20 protein-coding genes, 2 tRNA genes and 3 pseudogenes are annotated in these 21,580 nt (G+C 58.9%); 14 read left to right on the forward strand and 11 right to left on the reverse strand.

The window, feature by feature from the left end:
- Positions 1–106 precede the first annotated feature (106 nt).
- The 3 genes from E8M77_RS01890 (at position 107) to E8M77_RS01905 (ending at position 1,834) form a co-directional block, all read left to right on the forward strand.
- Positions 107–424, forward strand: coding sequence for a DUF2190 family protein (locus E8M77_RS01890; protein WP_137128927.1), 318 nt, complete (start codon positions 107–109; stop codon positions 422–424).
- Positions 425–506: 82 nt separating this feature from the next.
- Positions 507–740 carry a hypothetical protein gene (locus E8M77_RS01900; protein WP_246659085.1) on the forward strand — a complete coding sequence of 78 codons (234 nt, stop codon included), beginning with the start codon at positions 507–509 and terminating at the stop codon, positions 738–740.
- Complete coding sequence (locus tag E8M77_RS01905; RefSeq protein WP_137128928.1) at positions 740–1,834, forward strand: tyrosine-type recombinase/integrase; 1,095 nt, start codon at positions 740–742, stop codon at positions 1,832–1,834. Before E8M77_RS01900 ends, E8M77_RS01905 begins: the two co-directional genes overlap by 1 nt.
- A 70-nt stretch (positions 1,835–1,904) precedes the next feature.
- Here E8M77_RS01905 and E8M77_RS01910 read toward each other — a convergent pair.
- The 10 genes from E8M77_RS01910 to E8M77_RS01955 form a co-directional block, all read right to left on the reverse strand.
- Positions 1,905–1,980: transfer RNA gene (locus E8M77_RS01910), tRNA-Phe, on the reverse strand.
- A gap of 214 nt (positions 1,981–2,194) precedes the next feature.
- Positions 2,195–2,404 carry a DNA gyrase inhibitor YacG gene (yacG, locus tag E8M77_RS01915; RefSeq protein ID WP_137128929.1) on the reverse strand — a complete coding sequence of 70 codons (210 nt, stop codon included), beginning with the start codon at positions 2,402–2,404 and terminating at the stop codon, positions 2,195–2,197.
- A gap of 9 nt (positions 2,405–2,413) precedes the next feature.
- The gene (locus E8M77_RS01920) at positions 2,414–3,034 is read right to left on the reverse strand and encodes a Maf-like protein (RefSeq protein WP_137128930.1); all 621 of its coding nucleotides are present in this window, start codon (positions 3,032–3,034) and stop codon (positions 2,414–2,416) included.
- Between the two features lie 42 nt (positions 3,035–3,076).
- Positions 3,077–3,295, reverse strand: a complete 219-nt coding sequence (gene infA / locus E8M77_RS01925) for a translation initiation factor IF-1 (protein WP_004435948.1) — start codon at positions 3,293–3,295, stop codon at positions 3,077–3,079.
- A gap of 151 nt (positions 3,296–3,446) precedes the next feature.
- A complete protein-coding gene (locus tag E8M77_RS01930) occupies positions 3,447–3,929 on the reverse strand; it encodes a low molecular weight phosphatase family protein (protein ID WP_137128931.1) in 483 nt (160 codons plus the stop codon).
- 2 nt (positions 3,930–3,931) lie between these two features.
- The gene (locus E8M77_RS01935) at positions 3,932–4,405 is read right to left on the reverse strand and encodes a UPF0262 family protein (RefSeq protein WP_137128932.1); all 474 of its coding nucleotides are present in this window, start codon (positions 4,403–4,405) and stop codon (positions 3,932–3,934) included.
- Between the two features lie 3 nt (positions 4,406–4,408).
- Complete coding sequence (gene hisD / locus E8M77_RS01940) at positions 4,409–5,707, reverse strand: histidinol dehydrogenase (protein WP_137128933.1); 1,299 nt, start codon at positions 5,705–5,707, stop codon at positions 4,409–4,411.
- 84 nt (positions 5,708–5,791) lie between these two features.
- On the reverse strand, positions 5,792–6,223 hold the full coding sequence (locus E8M77_RS01945; RefSeq protein ID WP_137128934.1) for a DUF2948 family protein: 432 nt from the start codon (positions 6,221–6,223) through the stop codon (positions 5,792–5,794).
- A gap of 122 nt (positions 6,224–6,345) precedes the next feature.
- The gene (murA, locus tag E8M77_RS01950; RefSeq protein ID WP_137128935.1) at positions 6,346–7,638 is read right to left on the reverse strand and encodes a UDP-N-acetylglucosamine 1-carboxyvinyltransferase; all 1,293 of its coding nucleotides are present in this window, start codon (positions 7,636–7,638) and stop codon (positions 6,346–6,348) included.
- 142 nt (positions 7,639–7,780) lie between these two features.
- Positions 7,781–7,987: a hypothetical protein gene (locus E8M77_RS01955; RefSeq protein ID WP_137128936.1), complete on the reverse strand. Its 207-nt coding sequence runs from the start codon at positions 7,985–7,987 to the stop codon at positions 7,781–7,783.
- Positions 7,988–8,137: 150 nt separating this feature from the next.
- Here E8M77_RS01955 and E8M77_RS01960 point away from each other — a divergent pair.
- The 11 genes and pseudogenes from E8M77_RS01960 to E8M77_RS02010 all read left to right on the forward strand — a co-directional run bounded on the left by E8M77_RS01960 (position 8,138) and on the right by E8M77_RS02010 (position 20,838).
- Positions 8,138–8,212, forward strand: a tRNA-Thr gene (locus E8M77_RS01960).
- 36 nt (positions 8,213–8,248) lie between these two features.
- Positions 8,249–8,605: pseudogene (locus tag E8M77_RS24000) on the forward strand (transposase); the annotation flags it as partial.
- 896 nt (positions 8,606–9,501) lie between these two features.
- A pseudogene (locus E8M77_RS24105) lies at positions 9,502–9,876 on the forward strand (UDP-glucose 6-dehydrogenase); the annotation flags it as partial.
- Positions 9,877–10,171: 295 nt separating this feature from the next.
- Complete coding sequence (locus tag E8M77_RS01975; RefSeq protein ID WP_170975710.1) at positions 10,172–11,380, forward strand: oligosaccharide flippase family protein; 1,209 nt, start codon at positions 10,172–10,174, stop codon at positions 11,378–11,380.
- Positions 11,377–12,504 carry a glycosyltransferase gene (locus tag E8M77_RS01980; RefSeq protein ID WP_137128940.1) on the forward strand — a complete coding sequence of 376 codons (1,128 nt, stop codon included), beginning with the start codon at positions 11,377–11,379 and terminating at the stop codon, positions 12,502–12,504. The genes E8M77_RS01975 and E8M77_RS01980 overlap by 4 nt, the downstream gene beginning before the upstream one ends.
- Positions 12,501–13,808 carry a cellulase family glycosylhydrolase gene (locus E8M77_RS01985; protein ID WP_137128941.1) on the forward strand — a complete coding sequence of 436 codons (1,308 nt, stop codon included), beginning with the start codon at positions 12,501–12,503 and terminating at the stop codon, positions 13,806–13,808. Before E8M77_RS01980 ends, E8M77_RS01985 begins: the two co-directional genes overlap by 4 nt.
- 28 nt (positions 13,809–13,836) lie before the next feature.
- On the forward strand, positions 13,837–15,036 hold the full coding sequence (locus E8M77_RS01990) for a polysaccharide pyruvyl transferase family protein (protein WP_170975711.1): 1,200 nt from the start codon (positions 13,837–13,839) through the stop codon (positions 15,034–15,036).
- A 7-nt stretch (positions 15,037–15,043) separates the two neighbouring features.
- Positions 15,044–16,225, forward strand: coding sequence for a glycosyltransferase (locus tag E8M77_RS01995; RefSeq protein ID WP_137128943.1), 1,182 nt, complete (start codon positions 15,044–15,046; stop codon positions 16,223–16,225).
- Between the two features lie 137 nt (positions 16,226–16,362).
- On the forward strand, positions 16,363–17,529 hold the full coding sequence (locus E8M77_RS02000; protein WP_137128944.1) for a hypothetical protein: 1,167 nt from the start codon (positions 16,363–16,365) through the stop codon (positions 17,527–17,529).
- Positions 17,530–17,734: 205 nt separating this feature from the next.
- Positions 17,735–19,651, forward strand: coding sequence for an acyltransferase family protein (locus E8M77_RS02005; RefSeq protein ID WP_137128945.1), 1,917 nt, complete (start codon positions 17,735–17,737; stop codon positions 19,649–19,651).
- Positions 19,652–19,749: 98 nt separating this feature from the next.
- Positions 19,750–20,838, forward strand: coding sequence for a glycosyltransferase (locus tag E8M77_RS02010; protein ID WP_137128946.1), 1,089 nt, complete (start codon positions 19,750–19,752; stop codon positions 20,836–20,838).
- A gap of 365 nt (positions 20,839–21,203) precedes the next feature.
- Here E8M77_RS02010 and E8M77_RS24110 read toward each other — a convergent pair.
- A pseudogene (locus tag E8M77_RS24110) lies at positions 21,204–21,580 on the reverse strand (transposase); the annotation flags it as partial.

Here is a 21,580-nt window from a genome sequence, read left to right on the forward strand (position 1 = left end):
CAGCGCCGGGCGATCCAGGTGCTGATCGTCAACATGGGGGGCAACATTGGACGCCGATATGGGGTCAACTTTCCGCGCCGATTGACAGTGTCAAAGGATACAGATCATGAAGAACTTCGTTCAGCCGGGGAAAACCCTCGACCTCACAGCTCCTGCAGGGGGCATCGTCTCCGGGCAGGCAGCGCTTTTCGGTGCGCTTTTCGGCGTTGCCAATTTCTCGGCCGCTGAAGGTCAGCCTGTCGCCGTCGATGTCGAAGGCGTCTTCACCCTTCCGAAAGCGGTGGGAGCGCTCGCCGAAGGGGTCAAGGCTTATTGGACCGGAACGCAGATCAGCGGAACCGCTTCCGGAAACACCCTCGTCGGCCACATCGTCAAGGCAGCCGCTTCAGACGCGACGAGCGTGCAGGTTCGTATCGCAAACTGAACAGCGGATGTTCCGAAAAGGCGGCCCCCGCAGCAGCGGGCGCCGCCACGGCTATTACACGAAGGTTAGAGGGGATGCCCGAATGTCTACAGCAATGCTGAATATCCGCGTTGTTCAGCCGCGTATGATGTCGCTGAGGCAGGCGGCTGACTACGTTGGCCTATCAGTAAAGCGGTTCCCCTCCGCATGCCCGGTCATCCCGATATCCATGCCGGGCGACGTGACACTCTACGATGTTCGCGACCTCGATCGTTGGGTCGATGACCTGAAAACTGGATCACGCGATAGCGATGAAGAGATAATCGGGAAGCTTTGATGAGCCGGATCCGGGAGAAGCGCGAGAACAAATACAAAGGCTGGCAAATCTTTCGAGACAAGAAGCCGCCCTTTGAGTGGCGTGCCTATCACCGGAAAAGCCGCGAGAAGATCGATTGCGTCAAGTTCGAGCCGTACACGCTCGCTTTCGACATGGAAGTACATCGGATCAACGAGTTGCATAAGGTGAAGGAAGCCAAGCCTGGCACGCTCGGCATGTTGATTAAGAAGTATCGCGCCAGCCCTCGTTTTCAGAAGCGCGCTGCGCGGACCCGCTCAGACTACCAAAAGGTATTCGACTGGCTGCAGCCGATCGAGGACACTGCGCTCGACAAGTTTACGCGCGGCTTCGTCGCCAAAATACGCGATCGGGCAGAGCAAAAGAAAGGCTTCCGCTTCGCCAACTATGTTCGGTCGGTTTTGTCGTTACTATTCAGTTGGGGAATGGAGTACGAGTACGTTCGCGAAAATCCGGTCGAACATGTCAGCCTCGCTGAGCGTCCCAAAGACCTTCCCGACGCAAACCGCCCATGGACCGATGCGGAGCGCGACACAGTGCTCGCCGCTCTGCCAGTACACATGTTGCCGCCGATGAGCCTCATGATGTTCTATGGCCTCGATCCTCAGGATGCGTTGGCATTACCAAAAACCGCCGTAACGGCCACTGGGATTGACACGCGCCGTCTGAAGACCGGGCAGCCCGTCTATCTCCCGTTGTTCGCACCCGTCGCCGACGCATTGAGCCAAACACCGCCCCATAATGCCATTACGCTGTGCGCCAACAGTCGGGGCAAGCCGTGGACTTACAACGGGTTCAGCACGAACTGGGCGAAGCTGAAAGGCGCGTTGGAGGAGCAGGGGGCAATTCAACCCGGCCTGACGTTGAAAGGACTACGCCATACCGTGGGAACCATCCTGGCGGAAATGGGGAAGGACAATGGCACTATTGCGCTCGTCCTCGGACATGCCACGGAAGCGATGGCAAAACACTACTCCCGACGGGCCGATCGGTCAAAGCAGGCGTCCGCCGCTGTGGTCGATCTTGGAGCCGAAATGAACAAACGAAAAACGAAAGTTGTCAAATCCGGCGAGTAAATCTGTCAAACCGGACGACATTAGAAAAGGTGCGGATATGGAAAACGCTAGGCGCAATAAGGGCTTAGAATGGTGCCCGGAGGCGGATTTGAACCACCGACACGCGGATTTTCAATCCGCTGCTCTACCAACTGAGCTATCCGGGCATCTTGGCTTTTTCGATCAAGCCTTCCGGTTTCTTTCGAAACCGCCGGGCGTTTCCCCGGGAGCGAGCGGGGTTATAACATCTTGTTCGGACATGGCAAGCTGGTTTGCGAAGTTTTTTGACAGGCTTGTGAAAAACATGACCAAGCGCTTGAAATAGCTACACAAACCAGACCACACCAAAGGCCTGTGGATGCCTGTCTGGCAGCCGGCAGCTCAATCGTCGGCGGGATCGGCTTTGGCCTCGTCATCCGTCACGGGAATGGCATAGGAACCGTTCAGCCAGCGGGAAAGATCCAGCGTGCGGCAGCGATCGCTGCAGAAGGGGTAGTGATCGCGATGGGACGGCTTACCGCATTCCGGGCATGGCCTGGTCTTGCGCAGCGGCGCCACTTTGGCGCCTGGGGAAATCGGTTCGGATGCCATGTCTTTCGCTCAGCCTTCAGCCCAGTGGGAGGCGACATCAAAGCCTTCGCCATTCAACAGCAGGCTCGTCTCGTAGAGCGGCAGCCCCACGACATTGGTATAGGAACCGACAAGCTTCTGCACGAAGCTGCCGGCAATGCCCTGTATGGCATAGGCGCCGGCCTTGCCGCGCCATTCATCGGAGGCAAGATAGGCCTCGATCTCGCGGCTCGACAGCCGTTTGAAGCGCACCTTGGTTTCCACAACCTTCTGGCGCAGCAGGCCGCCGGGCGTCACCAGGCAGATGCCCGTATAGACCCAGTGGCTGCGGCCCGACAGAAGATGCAAGGCCGCGGAGGCCTCATCCATATACTCGGTCTTAGACAGGATGCGGCGGCCCACGGCCACCACCGTATCGGCCGAGAGAACATAGCTCTGGCGCCAGGTCAGATCACCCTGGATCGCGGCCTGCGCTGCCTGCGCCTTCTCTGTCGAGAGACGGCGGGCAAGCGAGCGGGGATGTTCGGATTTCTTCGGTGTCTCGTCGATATCCATCGGCATCAGGCGCGCCGGCTTGATCCCCACCTGGTTGAGAAGATCAAGACGCCGCGGCGAGCCGGAGGCGAGGATGAGCTTTTGGTCCAGAGACATGGGGATCCTTCACGGGAGCATGCGCCGCAAACAGCGGATCGCTTACTTGAAGCGGTAGGTGATACGGCCCTTGGTGAGGTCGTAAGGGGTCATTTCCACCAGCACCTTGTCGCCCGCCAGAACACGGATACGGTTCTTGCGCATGCGGCCAGCCGTGTGGGCAATGATTTCATGTTCGTTTTCGAGCTTGACGCGAAATGTTGCATTGGGCAGCAATTCGGTTACGACGCCCGGAAATTCGAGGACTTCTTCTTTCGCCATCTAGTACTTGTCTTCCTGTGGTTGTTGGTCGGCGCGGCCGCAAACTGGCCGGACCTTGAAAATTGCGCGGAAACTACACGTTCGCCGCACGTTTGTGAACCTCGCATATGATTGATTCCGACAGGCGGTCAAGGCGGCCGGGAAAAGCCGCTCAAACCGTCTGCGGGGCTTGCGCGCCGGCGCGTCCGAAACGCTCCTCGATGCGCCGCCACAACTCGTCGCGCACGCCGCGATAGGCATCCAGCACCTGGTCGCGTGTGCCGGTCTCCACTGTCGGATCGAAGGTCGGCCAGTAGATCACCTCGATCGCGTTTGATCGTGTGAGTTCCAGCGCCCGGTGATGCGCCTCCGGCGACAGCGTGACGATGACGTCGAAGAAATCGTCTTCCAGCTCTTCCAGCCGGCGCGGCTGATGTTTTTTGCGCGGGGCAAGCCCCACTTCCTGCAGCACCACATCGACAAAGGGATCGGGCTCGCCGGCTTTGACACCGGCCGATTGCACATAGATATCGGGTGGCAGCAGGCGTTTTGCAATGACTTCCGCCATGGGCGAGCGGATGGCATTCATGCCGCACATGAAGAGAACGGCGCCCGGCTTTGCGATCCTGGTATCGGCGGCCGGCCCCTCGCCCATGCTCAGCCCCGCCAATAGAGAACACAAACCAGGGTGAACAGCCGGCGGGCCGTATCGAAATCCAGTAAGATCTTGCTCTTCAGCCGGTCCTGCAGGATTTCCGAACCCTCGTTATGAATACCACGGCGCCCCATGTCGATCGCTTCGATCTGCGATGGCGTGGAGGAACGGATCGCCTCGTAATAGCTCTCGCAGATCATGAAATAATCCTTGATGATCCGCCGGAAGGGGGTCAGCGACAGGATATGCGTGGCCACCGTCTCACCACCCTCCGTCACGATGGTCAGAACCAGCTTCTGCTCGACCAGCGAGATGGTGAGGCGATAGGGGCCGCCCGCATGGCCTGCCGGCTCGAACCGGTTTTCCTCGATCAGGTCGAAGATTGCGACCGCCCGCTCATGCTCGACATCCGGCGTGGAGCGGCCGATGCTGTCGTCCAGCACCACGTCGCACAGCCGGAAATCGCCATTTGCCATCGCTCATCGCCCTCGGTTGAGACGAATAGCGACAGAGCGGGCATGCGCGTCAAGCCCTTCCGAATGGGCAAGCGTGATGGCCGCCGGCCCAAGCTCGGCCAATTGCTCAGGCCCCAGCCGCAAAATGGACGTGCGCTTGACGAAATCCAGCACAGAAAGGCCGGAGGAAAACCGCGCAGAGCGGGCCGTGGGCAGGACATGGTTGGAGCCGCCGACATAATCGCCGATCACTTCCGGCGTATGGCGGCCCACGAAAATGGCACCCGCATTGCGGATATGCGGCAACAGCGCATCGGGATCGGCTACCGCCAGTTCCAGATGTTCGGCGGCAATGCGGTTGGCCAGCGGCAATGCGGCCTCCAGCCTGTCGACAAGGATGATGGCGCCGAAATCGCGCCAGCTGGCGCTCGCCGTCTGCGCCCGCGACAGTGTCTTCAGCTGGCGCTCCACGGCCTGTTCCACCGCCGCACCGAAAGCCCGGTCAGTGGTGATCAGGATCGATTGGGCGCCCTCGTCATGCTCGGCCTGGGCCAGAAGGTCGGCGGCAATCCAGTCCGGATCGTTTTCCTTATCGGCTATCACCAGAACTTCGGACGGGCCGGCGATCATGTCGATACCGACCGTGCCGAAGACCTGGCGCTTGGCGGCCGCCACATAGGCATTGCCGGGGCCGACGATCTTGTAGACCGGCGCAATCGTCTGCGTGCCATAGGCCAGCGCTGCCACGGCCTGGGCGCCGCCAATGCGGTAGATCTCGCTGACGCCGGCAATCTTTGCTGCCACCAGCACGGCCGGATTGATGGCACCGCCCGAGGCGGGGCAGACGATCACGACGCGCTCCACACCGGCCACGCGGGCCGGCACGGCATTCATCAGAACAGAACTCGGATAGCTTGCCGTGCCGCCCGGTACGTAAAGGCCAACCGCTTCAATGGCCGTCCAGCGCGAACCGAGCCCAACGCCGATCGCATCCTCATAGAGGTCGTCCTTCGGCATCTGGCGGGCATGGTGACGCTCGATGCGCTCTGCGGCAAGCGTCAACGCCTCGATGACGGCGGGATCGACTTCGGCAAAGGCTGCCTCGATCTCCGCATCCGTCACGCGCAGGCCGGTTTCCTCGAGGTCCACCCGGTCGAACCGCTTGGAATAATCGATCAGCGCCGCATCGCCACGGGCGCGCACATCATCGATGATGGCGCGCACCACGAGATTGACGTCTTCCGAGACCTCGCGCTTGGTTGTCAGAAACGCTGCAAAACGCGCCTCGAAATCACCCGACGCCTGCTCAAGCCAGATTGCCACTCAACTGTCCCCTCACACTCGAACCCATAGCCGGCGCAAGACCGATCAAGGCCTGTGCCGCACCATCCCGAAGCCGCCTTCTGCTCAATCGTGCTGCGGACGGTTTTCGGTTCCCCAGGCGCCGCCCGTATCGGCCAGCTGCGCCTCGATACATTCCACATCCAGGCTGATCGCCGCACCGGCTGCCAGCGTCAGTTCCACCGTTCCATCCGGGCCATCGCCACGCTTGTCGAAGCGGATGGCAAGAAGCGCATAGACGGCCTCGCCGGCACGCCGGTCGATCCCCAGCGTGCGCACCGCATTGACCCGCTTGAAGGCGAGTGCAGCGCGGCGGCGCTCGAACCCCTTGGAACCGCGATCGACCGCTTCCCAGACGAAACGATTGACGACCAGTGAGAACTGCCCGCGCTTGGGGCTCCAGTCAATATCCGCCGGCTTGAAAACACTATCCTGCATATGGGCCGAAACGATCTTCAGGTCGTCTTCATCCAGTGCCAGAAGCTTCAGCTCGCTCATCGTTGCCATCTTATCCTCATCGCCGCACTGCCGCGGCCTTTGTCACATCAGGCACCGGAGATAGGATCGCAGATGGCCGCGCGCAACAGCCGGAGCTGCCACGCGCTTTTCCTGGCTGCAGCCTATTCGCTGACGCGTTCCACGATCGCGCCGCAGCGCGTCAGCTTTTCTTCCAGCCGCTCAAAGCCGCGATCCAGATGATAGACGCGGTTGACGACGGTTTCGCCTTCGGCTGCAAGGCCGGCAATCACCAGCGACACGGAGGCGCGCAGATCGGTTGCCATCACCGGCGCGCCCTTCAGCCGCGGCACGCCTTCAACGCGCGCCATCTGGCCCGAGAGCGAAATACGTGCACCAAGCCGTGCCAGTTCCTGCACATGCATGAAGCGGTTTTCGAAAATCGTCTCGGTGATATGCGACACGCCGGACGAGCGCGTCATCAGCGCCATGAACTGCGCCTGCAGGTCTGTCGGGAAACCGGGGAAAGGTTCCGTCACCACATCGACGGGCTGGATGCCATTGCCATTGCGCACCACGCGCAGTCCGGTTTCCGTCTGGGTGATTTCGGCTCCGGTGCGGCGCAGCGTATCGAGCGCCGTTTCCAAAAGCGAACCATCCGTGCCTTCGAGCGTCACATCACCGCCGGTCATGGCAACCGCAATGGCATAGGTGCCGGTCTCGATGCGATCGGGCAGCACGCGGTGGCGCGCGCCAGACAGCGAGGTGACACCCTCGATGGTGATGGTCTTGGAGCCGGCGCCGGAAATTTTCGCGCCCATGGCGATGAGGCAATTGGCCAGATCCACCACTTCCGGCTCGCGCGCCGCGTTTTCGATCACCGTCGTGCCATTGGCAAGCGAAGCGGCCATCATCAGCACATGGGTTGCACCGACCGAGACTTTCGGAAACGTGTAGCGGCCGCCGACAAGGCCACCCTTCGGTGCCGTGGCATTCACATAGCCGCCATCGATTTCAATAATGGCGCCAAGCGCTGCCAAGCCTTCGAGGAAGAGATCGACCGGACGCGTGCCGATGGCGCAGCCACCCGGCAGCGAAACGCGAGCGCGGCCCTCGCGGGCCAGAAGCGGACCGATGACCCAGAAGCTGGCACGCATCTTGGAGACCAGCTCATAGGGCGCCGTGGTATCGGCAATCGTGCGGCAGGTGAAATGGATCGTGCGCGAATAGCCGTCTTCCTGGCGCTCACGCCGGCCATTGACGGCGATATCGACGCCATGATTGCCGAGAATCCGCACCAGCCCCTCGACATCGGCCAGATGCGGCACGTTTTCGAGCGTCAGCGTATCGCTCGTCAGAAGTGAGGCGATCATCAGCGGCAGCGCCGCATTCTTGGCGCCTGAAATGGGAATGATGCCGCGCAGTTGGTTACCGCCGGAAATTCTGATGCGATCCATTCAATGACAACGGGCAGATGCCCGCCTTTCCTAATTTCTGGCCTCTATATGGCACAACAAGGCACGAAAGATGGGGGTCCTTAGACGAAATCCCCCACAGCTTCAATTCGAATGCAGGCAAGGGAGACGATGAAGGTGCGGATCATGCCGATGATTCGTCCGTTTTTGCGGCGGGCAGCCCATCGGTCAGATCCGCCTCGCCGGCGCGCCTGGCCCGCGCCTGGGATTTGCGGCGCATCAGGTTGTCGCGCAGCTTCTGGGCGGCACGCGCCTTGCGCTGCTCCGTCTCGGCCATCTGGCGCGCCTTGCGCAGGGCCCTTGCATCATGCGATTCGTCGGTTTCACTCATGCATCCTCCATAACCGATGCAGGCAAAAACCCAAAGAGGTGGATGAAATCAACGCTTTTGCCAAAGAAGTGGAATTTGCGGCTTGCACTGGCGCACGAGCTATGGCAATAGCCCGCTCACCGCAGCGCTGATACGACAAACGGCGCCGATGCTGCTATAGCTCAGGGGTAGAGCACTCCCTTGGTAAGGGAGAGGCCGAGAGTTCAAATCTCTCTAGCAGCACCATTACTCCTTATGTTAATATTGTTAAAGCCATTGTATTTGGCGGCTATGCATATGATCTAGCCCCGCGCCGACCGGCCGCGCGCTATCACGCTCGGAGCCGACAAGGCCTATGACACCGAAGACTTCGTCAACGAATTGCGCTCGATGCGGGTGACGCCACATGTGGCGCAGAACACCAACGGCCGAAGTTCGGCGATCGATGGACGCACGACGCGCCATCCCGGCTATAGGGTCAGCCTGCGCATCCGCAAGCAAATCGAGGAGGCGTTCGGCTGGATCAAGACCCTTGCCGGGCAGGACAAGACGAAGTTCCGTGGCCGCGACCGCGTCGGATGGGCCTTCACCTTCGCGGCCGCCTCCTATGATCTGGTGCGACTGCCGAAGCTGATGGCGGATCTTTGGGATCGCGACCATCTCGATCTGGTCGAGCCCGCCACGATCACCATCGGAGCCGATGGCCATGGCGAGATCGCCTCCGACGCGCTGCAAGCAGGTCTCGATCTCGGCTACAGCCAAAACTTGGTCCACTTCACATGGGCCGGACTTGACGAAATGGACGAGGTCTCCGGCGAAGGACACGCCGAATTGCTCAACGACGGCTCAATCGAGATCGCATTTGCATATCACAACGGCGACGAAGCCATCCTCAACGCTAAACGAGAGACTTCTTCAACAGCCTGCTAGGGGCGACATCGTATTGTCGCGGCACGGGAGAGGCGCCAACGTCGGTGCCCCGCGGCGTTGGCGAAGAGTTCTTGAGTTTTCCGATGTCGATGGAATTGCCGATCTCTCGCGCGGACTTTCGCTCGGTAGTGAGGTGCGAGTGCGCGCTGGTCCGTTCGCAGGTGCAATAGGTCTGCTCACAGGTCTGGATGAAGGGGGCGGGTCGAAGTATTGTTGCACATGATTAGCGGGAGAATTCGCACAAAAACGGCACAGGATTTGCTCGAATTGATATAGTCCGGTTTTTGAGTGGAGCGCTTGTTCTTGATTTGAGTTGGACGGGGGCGCTCGGGCCTGGTGCGTCGCCTGAAATGTGGGCCTTTCTAGACGAAGGGTGGTTTTCTAGATATGCTTCCCGTGCTAATCTTGTTGAGTTGATGTATCAGGATACCAATTCGTCATAGCTGCCCGCTAATTAGGCGTAGCATTTTTACAGGTTGAAGCATATTTTCCACCCAGATGGGCGAGCGTAAAAATGTTGGTGCGGTCAGTCTCGGAGATTGCTTTGGAGAAGTCCGCATTGAAATTCTGCGCTAGGTATTGTTTGTTTCTAAAGGGAGATTGTATTGAAGATTTCCATGGTAGGATCAGGCTATGCTGGCCTTGTGTCCGGCGTATGCTTTTCCGAATTTTGTCATAACGTCGTGTGCATGCACAAAAATAATGCGAAGATTGCGGCGCTTAAAGAAGGGCGCATGCCGATATTCGAACTGAATCATGATCAAATGGTCGCCTCCAATTTCAAGTCTGGGCGATTGATCTTTTCCACCGACAGCGATGTTCTTTTCATCGCTGTCGGTGCGCCATCTAGGTGGGTCGACGGTCACGTCCACTTGTCCTATGTGTACGCTGCATCGAAGGAAATCTCCGAAAATCTCACGGGCTTCGATGTAGTTGTTATTAAATCGACTGTTCCCGTCGGCGCGGGCAGCGACGAGATGGCGAGCCTCTCTTCGATAGACCGGCATCAAAGCGCGAGGCAGAGGCGGGTGGCGAATGACAGCTTTCGACGCTGCCCAGGATGCATAGTCAGTCACCAGGTCTCTATGTCGCGACGAGGCTCTGTGAGGCGATGCGCTACCATGATGGCCGATCATTGCTTCTTTATGCGCGGCTTGCCGTTCGGATCTCTCCGCGGACGCGCCATGGCGCATGAGGGGTGAGAGGAATGGAAAAGGTCGGAGCTTGTCAATTAGGATGAACGTGCGTAAGTTACTAGGACTCCGGCAGAATGCCATGTGGATGATGTTCGGCAACACCTACTATGCGGTGTGTCAATGGCTTGTGCTCATCGTCATCGCCCGCTTCGGGGGGCCGTCGGAGGTTGGCGAGTTCGCTCTGGCGCTCTCACTCATCACGCCGGTGATGATGTTCTTCAATCTTGGCATGCGCACCATTCTGGCGTCGGATGTGGCCCATGAGCACGGAATATCCAACTACGTGCTCTTTCGGGTTGCTACTGCTGCTCTAGGCTTTTTGGTCTGCATAGCAATAGCGGCCACCTACGGCGGACAGACTTTCTGGATTATTGCAGCGGTCGGCGCTTCCAAGACGGTCGAGACGCTGACCGATCTATGCTACGGCTTCAACCAGCGCGGCATGCGGCTTGACCGCATCTCCAAGTCATTGATGATGCGCGGCACACTCAGCACCATCGCGCTTGCCATTGTTTACAATCAGACGAGCAGTCTATATTTGGCGTTGCTGTGCTATACTGCGAGCTGGATTTCTGTTTTGCTGATATTCGACCGTCATGCCATCAACGAAAAGCTTAAGTTCGACAGGGTGCAATTCAACGCTGACCTTAAACTCTTTCTCCGCAACGGGGTGCCGCTGGGCATCGCCGCCTTGATGGTAAATCTCAGCCCCAACATTCCGCGCTATGTGCTGCAGCACGATGCAGGCAACGCAGAACTGGGGCTATTTTCGGGAATGGCCTATTTCATTACCGTCGGGACGGTGATCATCACTGCCGTCGGGCAGTCGTTGGTACCGATCCTGGCGCGTTTCTACTCAGAGGGCAACTACCGTGCCTACTACCGCTACCTCATCCTTGCCCTGATCTTCGCCTTCGGTACCGGTGCACTTGGGGTGGTGGCAACGCTGCTTATCGGGGAACCGGTGCTTAAGCTCTTTTATGGCACAGAATTCGCACGCCATGCGGATCTCTTTCCGCTGTTTGCCGTCGCCGCAACCGTTGCCTATATCGGCAACATTCTCGGCTTCGCGATCAGTTCGGCGAAGATCTTCGTCGGCCAGGCGCTGGCCTTCACCGTTTCCGTTCTGGTCAGTCTGATCGCATCCCATATGCTCATCCCACATTACGGTACGGCTGGCGCGGCATACACCCTCATACTCACTTCCGTGAGCAACAGCGTCGTACCGACGATTCTCTTGGCGCTGAGCGTTTCGCGAAACAGCAGGAAGGCTTCTCTGCCACGATGATTCCGATCAGAGTTCTCCACGTAGTCGCCAACCTTCGCCACGGCGGTGTCCAGTCGTGGATCCTGGATCTCGCTCGGGTGGCTGCCGACGGTTCAGGGCGCATGGACGTTCTGGCCTACGGTAACCAGCAATGGCCTCTTTCCGACGTGCTATCTTCGCTCGGCGTCACCATTCATGGCTGTACCCGCCATCGCAATCCCATCGCTCTTTTCGCGACGTTGCGCGACATCGTCCAGCGCCACGGCCCCTTCGACGCCATCCACTGCCACGAGATGTTCCACAACGGCACACTGGTGGCTATGGGCGCCCTTCTCGGCATTCCCGTTCGGGTCAGCCACGCTCACAATTCGGCTCAGGCTACCCGCGGATCGTTCGCGCGGCGCATCTACAATAGAGCGATGCAGGTTCTAATGCGACGTTTTGCCACCGACATGCTGGCGGTGAGCAGCCTAGCAGGAAAAAAGCTCTATGGCGCGAATTGGGGGCGAGATGCCCGCTACCGCCAAGTTTCCTGTGGTCTGGACTTCGCTGGCTATGCCGTCGAACACGATCGCACAGCGGTGCGCGCTGAGTTCGGCATTCCGCCAGATGCACGTGTGATCGGCCATGCCGGGCGCTTCGTTGAGCAGAAGAACCATGCATTCTTGCTTGAGGTCGCAGCGGTAGCGATGGCGCGTGATCCGGCCATTCGACTTTTGCTTGTAGGCGACGGCCCCTTGAGAGGCGACATGGAGGAGCAAGCCACCCGTATAGGCATTCGAAACCGGACCATCTTCACCGGCGCACGGCACGATGTGCCGCGACTGATGGTTGGCGCCTTCGATCTTCTGCTGCTGCCTTCGCTGTTCGAGGGGCTCGGCCTGGTGATTCTTGAGGCCATGGCCGCTTGTAGACCCTGCATCATATCGGATGTCGTGCCTACGGAGGTAGACGTCGTACCGGCACTGGTGTCACGGCTATCGCTGTCCGCGCCGGCCGAAGCCTGGGCAGATGCCGTCCTCGCGGCTATAGCCGATGTGCAGGTCGACAGACGGACCGCCATCGCGGCGATTGAGTTAAGCGACTTCACCTGCGAAAGATCATATCGCACCATGCTGGGGATCTATAGAAAGGGCGGGCAATGATGGCTACCGCCCCAACTAGTATGGCGACGGCGGTGAGGATCCGGCTATCCATCGTCGCCAGTCTTGCGACATTGCTCGCCGCTGGAGGCACTGCGGATGGCAAGGGTCTCCCGGCACCGGGTGAACCGCCACTGCGGGGCGTCCAGATCCATCCAACCGATCGCAGCAACATGGCGCTTGATCTAGTGCGTGAAGCCGGCTTCAACATGGTCCGCACCGGCTTCTACTGGTATTCGAGCGAGACGGCTCCTGACAGTTACGTTTGGGCGGCCTATGACCGCTTGGTCGCCCGGCTCAACCGTCGCGGCCTGCGAGTGATGTTCACTCTGTATGGGCAGGTGAAGCACTACGGTGACGACACCGTACCGCGCACAAATGTGCAGATCGCCGCCTTCGCCCGATGGGCAGCCGCCGCAGCGAGGCGTTACCGCAACGACGATGTCATTTGGGAGATCTGGAACGAACCCAACCTGCCGCGCTTCTGGCAGCCCCAGCCCAGTGCCGCCGAATACCAAAGGCTCGTTGAAGCGACATGCGCCGAGATCCGCAAGACGGTGCCGAAAGCGACTATCGTCGGCGGCGCACTGGCGGGAGCTACGTTGATACCGGAAAATTTCTTCGGTTATGCCCGCAGTCTCGACAGTGCTGCGTTCCGGGGCTGCCTCGACGGTCTTACCATTCATCCCTACCGCGATGGACCACCAGAGACCGTCTCGCAGACCTATGACAAGCTGGCGAGTTCGGTCAAAGGCCTGCCAAGGGTGCTGAGCGGAGAGTGGGGATATACCACCACCGGGCAGACCCGAGTGGACGAGGAACGGCAGGCGGAATTTGCGGTGCGCAGTTTCCAGGCCAATGCAGCCGCAGGAATCCCTCTTAGCGTATGGTACATGCTGCGCGACCGAGTGGGTGAACAGTCGGACCGGGAGACCGGCTTCGGACTGCTGAAGGCCGACTTAGGGCCGAAGCCCGCCTACCGGGCCCTCTCAGTCTCCAACCGAATGCTCTCGGGCCTCAGCTTCGAAGGGGTCTGCGGGCCGACTGTCCAGGGATTCGTGGCGTTGACACATGGCGGCGACGGCGGTCGACGGGTGATTTCCGCCTGGACCCTCGGCGCCCCGGGTAGCCTCGTCCTCGATACAGGGGTCGTGGCCGGTCCGATGGTCATGGGCGACGGACAGGATATCGCGGTCGATCCGACGCAATCGCGTACGTCCGTCCCACTCTCCGGGTTGCCGGTTTATGTGCCGATACGAACAGGAGTGCCTGTGTCATGCGGGTTTCACCAAGAAGTATCTCGATAATTTCATCGCTAATCGAGGCAGGGCAACTTTGACAAAGTATTCGAAATCACTGGTGATCTGTACGCTTCGCTACAGTGACAATCTGGGTGACGGCGTCATCGCCGACAGCCTTGCCCACCTCGTTGAGAAGGTTCGGCCGGGGCTCACTATCCGCCATCTTGATATGGCCGGGCGGACTGCCTTCTTAAGCAGCGGCCCCGGGCAGCAGAAGGCCATCTACTACCGAACCCCGGCGGCTCTGCGGCCCCTGCTGGTGCTCGTGGCCTGGCCGATCGCCATGCGGCCTAAGGTCGAGAGGGCATGGCGAGCCGCACTTCCGGAGGGCGACTTCGCGTTGGTATTTGGCGGTGGCCAGATGTTGAGCGACATCGCACTCAACTTTCCACTGAAGTTTCATCTCATCGGGCGCCTCGCCGCGGGGCGCGGTGCCCCTCTCGCGGTCGGAGCCGTCGGTGTGACCTCCAACTGGAGCTGGCTCGGGCGCAGGCTGTTCCGCCGGGTACTGCTCGACCCCGCGACGCGTTGGGTGGGCGTTCGGGACGCAACCAGCCGCGCCTCTATAATCGAGTCAGTGCCCGAACTCGCCGACCGCTGCCGGCTGACGGTCGATCCTGCGGTATGGGCGAGCGACGTCTACGAGCGTTCGGCCCGTACCGATGACCCGGCAGCGATCCCGATCGGACTGGGCATTTCACATCCGATCGAACTGGCAACCCAGGCCGAGGATGCGGCAGCCTTTTCTGTAGAGGGGACCGGCTACTTCTGGTGTTCCCTAGCTGAACGACTGATCGGCAACGGTTACACGCCGGTGCTGTTCACCAACGGCGCCGCAGAGGACGAGGCGTTTCTATCGAAGGTCGCCGGCAGTCTGTCCGACCATGTAGCCACCGGTCGAGTACGGGTGCTACCGCGTCCGACGACTCCGGCCGACCTGATCGCAAATCTCTCTACCCTGAAGGCCGTGGTCAGCCACCGACTACATGCAAACATCATCTGCTTCTCCTTAGGTATTCCGACAGTAGCCCTGGTCTGGGATGGCAAGGTTCGGGCCTTCGCGGAAGCAGCCCAACGCGCGAAATGGTGTGCCGAGCCGCGGGCGTCGGCCGAAGAGATCCACCATCTGGTGGTTGGCGCCCTGGCCGAGGGCGTGGACATGGGGCATAGACAAGTGTTACGGGATCGGGTTCTAGCGGACGTTCGTGACATGCTTTCCAATTTGGAGATCTGAGACGCCAATGAAAGTATACGTGGTCCGTGACAGCGACTTCACCCTCTCTCGAGGTCAACCAGCGTCCAACCTCCTCAACTACGAGGACTTTTCCCGCCGTTACCTGGCGGTCTTCGACGAAATCGTGTTGATCGGACGACTGTTCCGGCGAGACGATCCGACAGCGACGCCGGTAACCGGTCCCGGGGCAACTTTCTTGGGCGTTCCGGGCTACCACGGCCCGGTTGGGTTCCTGAAGACCCTTCCGTCGATAATCGGTTTCCTCTTTCGCAACACCCCTCGTGACGCCGCCTACATCCTGCGGATCCCGGCTACGATCCCGAGCTTGTTCGCCCTCGTGCTGACGATCAAGCGGATCCCGTTCGCCGTCGAAGTGGTTGCCGATCCCTATGACGGATACAGCGCTCAGGCGCTCAACCACCACCCGTTGGCTCCATTCTTCCGCGCGCTGTTCGTCTTGCTGACGCGCTGGCAGTGCAGCAAGGCGCGCGTCGCCAGCTACGTGACACGTGAGGCGCTTCAGCGACGTTACCCGCCGCGCGATCCGGCGCTCTCCTATTCCTTTACATCGATCAATTTGACCCCAGACTGCTACGCGCCTTCCGCACGCCGACCCGAGGACTTTCGCACCGCTCGGCCCCATATCGTGCTGACCGGCAACATGCAGAAGTCGCTCAAGGGGCACGACGTGCTGCTCAAGGCACTCAAGATCCTACGGAACTCGGGCCGCACGGTCGCCCTGACGGTGATCGGCTACGGCGAGAACATGGTGCATTTCCAGAAGATGGCCGCCGATCTCGGGCTCGCCGACACTACAACCTTCACCGGCAAGATGCCGGCGGGCAAGCCGATCCGCGACATACTCGATAGCGCCGACCTGTTCGTGTTGCCCTCCCGGCAGGAAGGCCTACCCCGTGCCCTGCTGGAGGCGCTCGCACGTGGTCTGCCGGCCATAGCCACCCGGGTCGGCGGCGCTCCGGAGCTGTTGCCGGAAGATTCCCTGATCGACGTCGACGACATCGAAGGGCTCGCCACGAGGATCGGTGCCTTCATCGCCGACCGCGAACTGCTGTCGCGGCATTCGCAAAGAAATCTGGATCACGCGTATTCGTATCGCAGCGAGGTCGTCGTCGCTGCGCGGACGGAGTTCCTCGACCGCGTCAAGGCGCTCGTAGAGGCGCGGCCTTGAGAGACGAGATTTCCGACATGCCAACAGCCCTGCGGAGAGACCACACCCACCCACGGCCAAGAGCAGGCCCGTTGCGCCGGACGAGAACGGCGGGGCCGATCGCTACGGTGGCCGACGCCTCTCGGCCGTTGGCCGTCATGACGATGGTCGCACTCGGCTTCGTCGGAATTAACCAAGCGATCCCATCCGATATGATGTACATCCTGTCGATGTATCTTGCAGTCGTCGGCATCCTATATGCTGCCTTCATGCGGGATCCCTTGGCAGGGGTTATAATTCTTCTTTCGATCGGGCTGCCATATGTCTTCTTCGATCCGGCTTCGCGCTTCTTGGACGGGCAATATTACGAAGTTCAGTTGAACTACGGCTATTTCGAATTCCTCAATATGATGATCGAGTCCGTCAAGGGCCGTGTGACATCGGGAGACAATCAGATCCGCGGCGCCTTCCTCGTGATGATCTATCCCTTCCTAAAGGTCGATGCGATCTTCGAGAACTTCAAGTTTGTGCCTTACAATTCTCTGCTGATCTTCGGATGCGCGGTTGTTCTACGCCTGCTCGCGTCAGACTTTTGCGAACGCCACAACATGGCCGCCCACGGGCCGTTGGTCGCGAAGCTAACCTTCTATGCGTTCCTGCTGTCGCCGACGTCGATATTCTTCTCAGCCGACCTGCTGAAGGACCAGACGTCGATGTTCACCGTGTTGCTGAGCACCCTGTTGTTCGTGCGCCGGCGCTACGTGCTGTTCGCCCTGGTGGTGCTCGCGGCCTCGCTGGTGCGCAGCTACAACCCGTTGACGATCGCCTGTTTCATCCTGGCGGTGGACCGGCCGAAGAAGATCTACCTCTTGGGCGGCGGGGTTCTATTACTCGGCCTTCTGGCGCTGGTGCGCGGCAGTCCGGCGGCAGTCGTCAACATGGTGGCCTCGTCGGTCTATGTCTACGTCAACCCCCTTCCGATCAGACTGTCCAACTGGCTGCCGCCCGTCACCCTCCTGACCCTGCAGGGCGTCGTCTTCTCGGTCGCCTGGGTCGGGGCAATGTATCAGCTCTTCGATGCGCGTAGTCGGCGCATGGGGCTCGACCGGCTGACGATCGCCATCGCGCTCTTCGGCTGCATTCTGATCGCCGTCGGCTACAATAATGCCGTCAACTTCAACGAAACCGAATATGGTATCGGCACTGGTGGCGATAACATGACCCGCAAGTGCTTTCCCATCCTGCCACTGATCTGCATGCAACTTTCTATTGTGGTCGCTCGCTTCGCAAGACAGCAGCAAGCTGGCCGATTCATGACAAAGTAATGACACACGCTACCGCAACCGGTATGACCTTGATATTCATTGGCGCGGTCCCATCGCATCTATGACTATTGCTTGTACGATTTGGAGCTAGGGTCGTAAGGTTGATGCTTAATCTTTCACCGGCGAGGCGAAGACGTTAGTGATCTCTTTCTTCGGCAGCCTGCGCACAAACGTTAAAATACATGCAGTCTTTGGAGTGCCTTTCATGAATAATCAAAATCATGGGGCGATGCATTCTGTGTATCGCCCAGATATCGACGGCCTCAGAGCCATAGCAGTTGTTTCCGTTGTTCTTTATCACTACAAGTTCGGACGGCACTTTGACGGTGGCTTCGTCGGCGTGGACGTTTTTTTTGTTATTTCTGGATTTTTGATTAGTCGAATTATATTTGACGGGATCAACAAGGGTAATTTCAGCATCGTCGATTTCTATGATCGGCGTATCCGACGAATATTTCCGGCGCTTTTCGTCATGTTTTTTTTGACGCTTGCCTTCTCGGTCGTGACGATGTTTCCTGCAGAGCTGGAGAAAGCGAAGGGTGCTGTAGTTTTTTCAGCAATATTCTCATCAAATATCTACCTCTATTTCAACGTCAATTATTTTGACGGAAGCTCAATTCTTAACCCATTTTTGCACACTTGGTCTCTTTCCGTTGAAGAACAATTCTATATTTTTTTTCCTTTATTTATCTACCTAATTCGAAATCTAAACCGAAATTCCCAAATAGGGATTATCTTACTTGTTTTAACGGTAAGTTTTATTCTTTGCGTTGCTGAAACATACAGCAATGCTTCCGCTGCGTTCTATCTGGTTCAATATCGGGCCTGGGAACTTCTCATTGGGAGCATTCTGGCTTTAGGCGTGATTCCGCCGGTTCGCAGCCCTAGTATCAATGAAGCGATCGGCATCGGCGGGTTGACCGCGATTGGCGTCAGTGTCCTTCTGTTCACCGAGGAGATTCCGTTCCCGGGTCTAGCCGCCGCTGCCCCATGCTTGGGCGCTGCTGCGATCATATATTCGGGTTCGAACGCGCAAACCGTCGTCTCACGTCTTCTGGGCCTGACACCGTTGCGTTTCATCGGCCTCATCTCCTATTCGCTTTACCTATGGCACTGGCCGTTGCGGGCGCTCTATTATGCCGGCGTTGGTGTACCATACGGCATTGGCAAGATCATCATGCTGCTGGTCGCGCTGGTGATAGCCACTGCGTCGTGGTGGTTTGTCGAGCGGCCATTTCGTCGCAACGGCGTGCTGCGCCCGGCCACCACGCTTCTCGGAGGGGGGATTGCGATTGGACTAGTCTGCGGCGCGGCAGTGATATCCGTTGAAATATACAGCACGATACGAAACATTCCACCTGCAGCGGTGGCCGTGTTGGCACAGGCAGAACTTCCAGCGGCCGATGATCATTTTCGCGACGGTGACTGCTTCCTGTCGAATAATGTTCGTGCTGCATCACAAATCAATAACGAGAGTTGTCTCGCTTATGATCCGAACAGGCGGAACATCTTGATCGTGGGTGACAGTCACGCAGCACACTTGTGGGTTGGCTTGAGCGAAACCTACCCGGAACTGAACTTCATGCAGGCCACGGCGTCGGGATGCCGGCCGACAATTTCCTTCGAAGGGCGACATACCTGTACCGACCTCATGCGCCATATCTTTCTGAACCTCCTTCCCCAGCGCGCGGTCGATACCGTCATCCGGTCCGGACGGTGGCGCGGGTCCGAGGCCAAGATGGCCATCGCGACCGCCAAGGCGCTTCAGCCTTTTGCCAAGCGAGTCATCATCTCGGGGCCGATCGCCGAGTATGATCAGAGTTTGCCTAGGTTGTTGGCCAAAGGAATGGAGGCGAATTCCGGCCCGGCGCAGTTCGCGAGCCACCACCTAGTGCCTACGCCGCAACAGATCGACGCGTTGTTCGCGAGCGAGGCTGCCGCAGCTGGCGTAGAATATTTTTCGGTCTACGATGCGCTGTGTGGTACCGAATGCGAGGTATGGGCCAGGGACGGTGTTGCAATGCAATTCGACTACGGACATCTGACGAGGGAGGGCTCGATCTATCTGGGCCAACGTCTGCGATCGTCGCCGCGGGGAGATCTTTTTTCCGAAAGCCAGTAACGGGCGCCTGCAGCGCACGCGGCACTTTCGAAGAGACGAGGCATTCTAATAACGGTGCCCCGTCTCCACCACCCCAATGACCCATCGGAGTTGACACCATGCGCGTGCTCCACGTTGCCGAGACCATTCGTGGCGGTATCACGACCTATTTCAATGAGATTCTCGTGCATCAGGTTCGTGCTTTCGGCCCGGAGAACGTCCGCCTCATCGTCCCAAGCGACCACGCCGACGAGTTGATCGGCTTCCCACCAGAGAGCATTGCCGGCTTCTGGCGGCAAGACCGTCTCAAAGGGCTACCCTTCCTCTTGTGGCAAACCTTTAGAGAGATTCGGCGGTTTCGGCCTGATGTCGTTCATTTGCACTCGACCTTCGCCGGCGCGCTGATCCGCGGTCTGGCCGTCCCCCTTCGGGAGATGCCTCCGATCGTCTATTGCCCTCACGGATGGGCCTTCGACATGGAGAGGGCGGAACTGGCGAAGCGCTTCATTGAAGGCACTGAATGGCTGCTGTCGCGGCGGGTTCATCGGATCATTGCCATCTCCCGACATGAGTACGATCAGGGCATAAGGATAGGTATTCCTCCCGGTAAGCTGATCCTGGCCGAGAGCGGCATTACCGAGCATTTGCCCTCGGTGGACGCAGCCGCATGGGACACACCGCTTCTGAAGGTCCTGTTCGTTGGTCGACTCGACCACCAGAAGGGGTTCGATATCCTGATCGATGCCATTCGTTCTCATGGGGGCGAGATTTCTGTCCGCGCGATCGGTGCTTCTGTCAACAGCAGGGACCAGGAAACGTGGGACGTGCCCACACACGTTGAGATGCTTGGCTGGCAGCACAAGGACGTAGTCACGTCGCACTTAAAGGCCTGCGACGTTGTTGTCGTGCCCTCTCGCTGGGAGGGGTTCGGGCTGGTCGCGGTGGAGGCGATGCGCGCGGGCAAGCCCGTGGTCGCCGCCTCAGTGGGCGGACTGGCAGCCATCATCGTTGATCGTGAAACCGGACTGTTAGTTCCGAAAAACGACCCTGATGCACTTGCAAAGGCGCTGCTATCCCGTCCCGCGCAAGATTGGGCGGCGATGGGCAAAGCGGGGCGGCAACGGTTCATCAGGCATTTCACCAGCGACAGGACCCATACTACCCTTGCGGAAACTTATGACACTTTGATCCGGAAATCACGATCCTGAGCCAATGAAACCTGTGCGCGGATAGTTGTAGACGTACGAATTCATTGATGCTCCAATGAATTTTTCGAATGATGGAGGTTTGCAATCAGCTATTGTCGCGCGGGTCATGACAAGTTCGGGTTTACCTTGGAGCAGAAGCCTCTTGCATCGTTGCCGCCTATATCGATCGCTAAGGCGAAGAGCTTGACATCTTCGATCAGTGTTGGCGCAGTTTTAGGTTTCCACCCGGAACTGAACTGGTTTTTCCACCGAAACCTTAGGTATTTAGTCCCGGCATTTGATGGTGCGGGTTGGTAATCAGAGGCGGCTCGGTAATTCTGAACAGCTAGGATAATACGCGTCATCACTGATCGGGACCCACTTGTCCATTCTCTACGTCCTATGGACATGATGCGCCATGGCTGGCTTTCGAGCTTTCGCCATGCGTCGCAGCAGTGAGCGACGATGTCGTCGTAGGATTTGAAGATGCGGTTCGACAACCAGTTCTCCCGCATGAAAAGCCAGAGGTTCTCAGCCGGGTTGAGCTCGGGCGATTTCGGCGGCAGTGGCAAGATCGAGATGTAGGCAGGCATGACAAGGTTGTTCGACATGTGCCATCCCGCCTGGTCCATGATGCGGATGGCATGAGCGTCATTGGCCACGTGTCGGGAGATTTCATACGCGTCCTCATTGATCAGAACCCATTGGCCCATTCTCTGCGTCCGATAGACATGATCCGCCATGGCTGGCTTTCGAGTTTGCG

This window comes from Rhizobium sp. FY34, from assembly GCF_005222845.1.
Classification (GTDB): domain Bacteria; phylum Pseudomonadota; class Alphaproteobacteria; order Rhizobiales; family Rhizobiaceae; genus Neorhizobium.

Coding starts and splice junctions, on each gene's coding strand:
- E8M77_RS01890 (WP_137128927.1), top strand. CDS start 107: ATGAAGAACTTCGTTCAGCCGGGGAAAACCCTCGACCTCACAGCTCCT.
- E8M77_RS01900 (WP_246659085.1), top strand. CDS start 507: ATGTCTACAGCAATGCTGAATATCCGCGTTGTTCAGCCGCGTATGATG.
- E8M77_RS01905 (WP_137128928.1), top strand. CDS start 740: ATGAGCCGGATCCGGGAGAAGCGCGAGAACAAATACAAAGGCTGGCAA.
- yacG (WP_137128929.1), bottom strand. CDS start 2,404: ATGGCATCCGAACCGATTTCCCCAGGCGCCAAAGTGGCGCCGCTGCGC.
- E8M77_RS01920 (WP_137128930.1), bottom strand. CDS start 3,034: ATGTCTCTGGACCAAAAGCTCATCCTCGCCTCCGGCTCGCCGCGGCGT.
- infA (WP_004435948.1), bottom strand. CDS start 3,295: ATGGCGAAAGAAGAAGTCCTCGAATTTCCGGGCGTCGTAACCGAATTG.
- E8M77_RS01930 (WP_137128931.1), bottom strand. CDS start 3,929: ATGGGCGAGGGGCCGGCCGCCGATACCAGGATCGCAAAGCCGGGCGCC.
- E8M77_RS01935 (WP_137128932.1), bottom strand. CDS start 4,405: ATGGCAAATGGCGATTTCCGGCTGTGCGACGTGGTGCTGGACGACAGC.
- E8M77_RS01945 (WP_137128934.1), bottom strand. CDS start 6,223: ATGAGCGAGCTGAAGCTTCTGGCACTGGATGAAGACGACCTGAAGATC.
- murA (WP_137128935.1), bottom strand. CDS start 7,638: ATGGATCGCATCAGAATTTCCGGCGGTAACCAACTGCGCGGCATCATT.
- E8M77_RS01955 (WP_137128936.1), bottom strand. CDS start 7,987: ATGAGTGAAACCGACGAATCGCATGATGCAAGGGCCCTGCGCAAGGCG.
- E8M77_RS01975 (WP_170975710.1), top strand. CDS start 10,172: ATGTGGATGATGTTCGGCAACACCTACTATGCGGTGTGTCAATGGCTT.
- E8M77_RS01980 (WP_137128940.1), top strand. CDS start 11,377: ATGATTCCGATCAGAGTTCTCCACGTAGTCGCCAACCTTCGCCACGGC.
- E8M77_RS01985 (WP_137128941.1), top strand. CDS start 12,501: ATGATGGCTACCGCCCCAACTAGTATGGCGACGGCGGTGAGGATCCGG.
- E8M77_RS01995 (WP_137128943.1), top strand. CDS start 15,044: ATGAAAGTATACGTGGTCCGTGACAGCGACTTCACCCTCTCTCGAGGT.
- E8M77_RS02000 (WP_137128944.1), top strand. CDS start 16,363: ATGACGATGGTCGCACTCGGCTTCGTCGGAATTAACCAAGCGATCCCA.
- E8M77_RS02005 (WP_137128945.1), top strand. CDS start 17,735: ATGAATAATCAAAATCATGGGGCGATGCATTCTGTGTATCGCCCAGAT.
- E8M77_RS02010 (WP_137128946.1), top strand. CDS start 19,750: ATGCGCGTGCTCCACGTTGCCGAGACCATTCGTGGCGGTATCACGACC.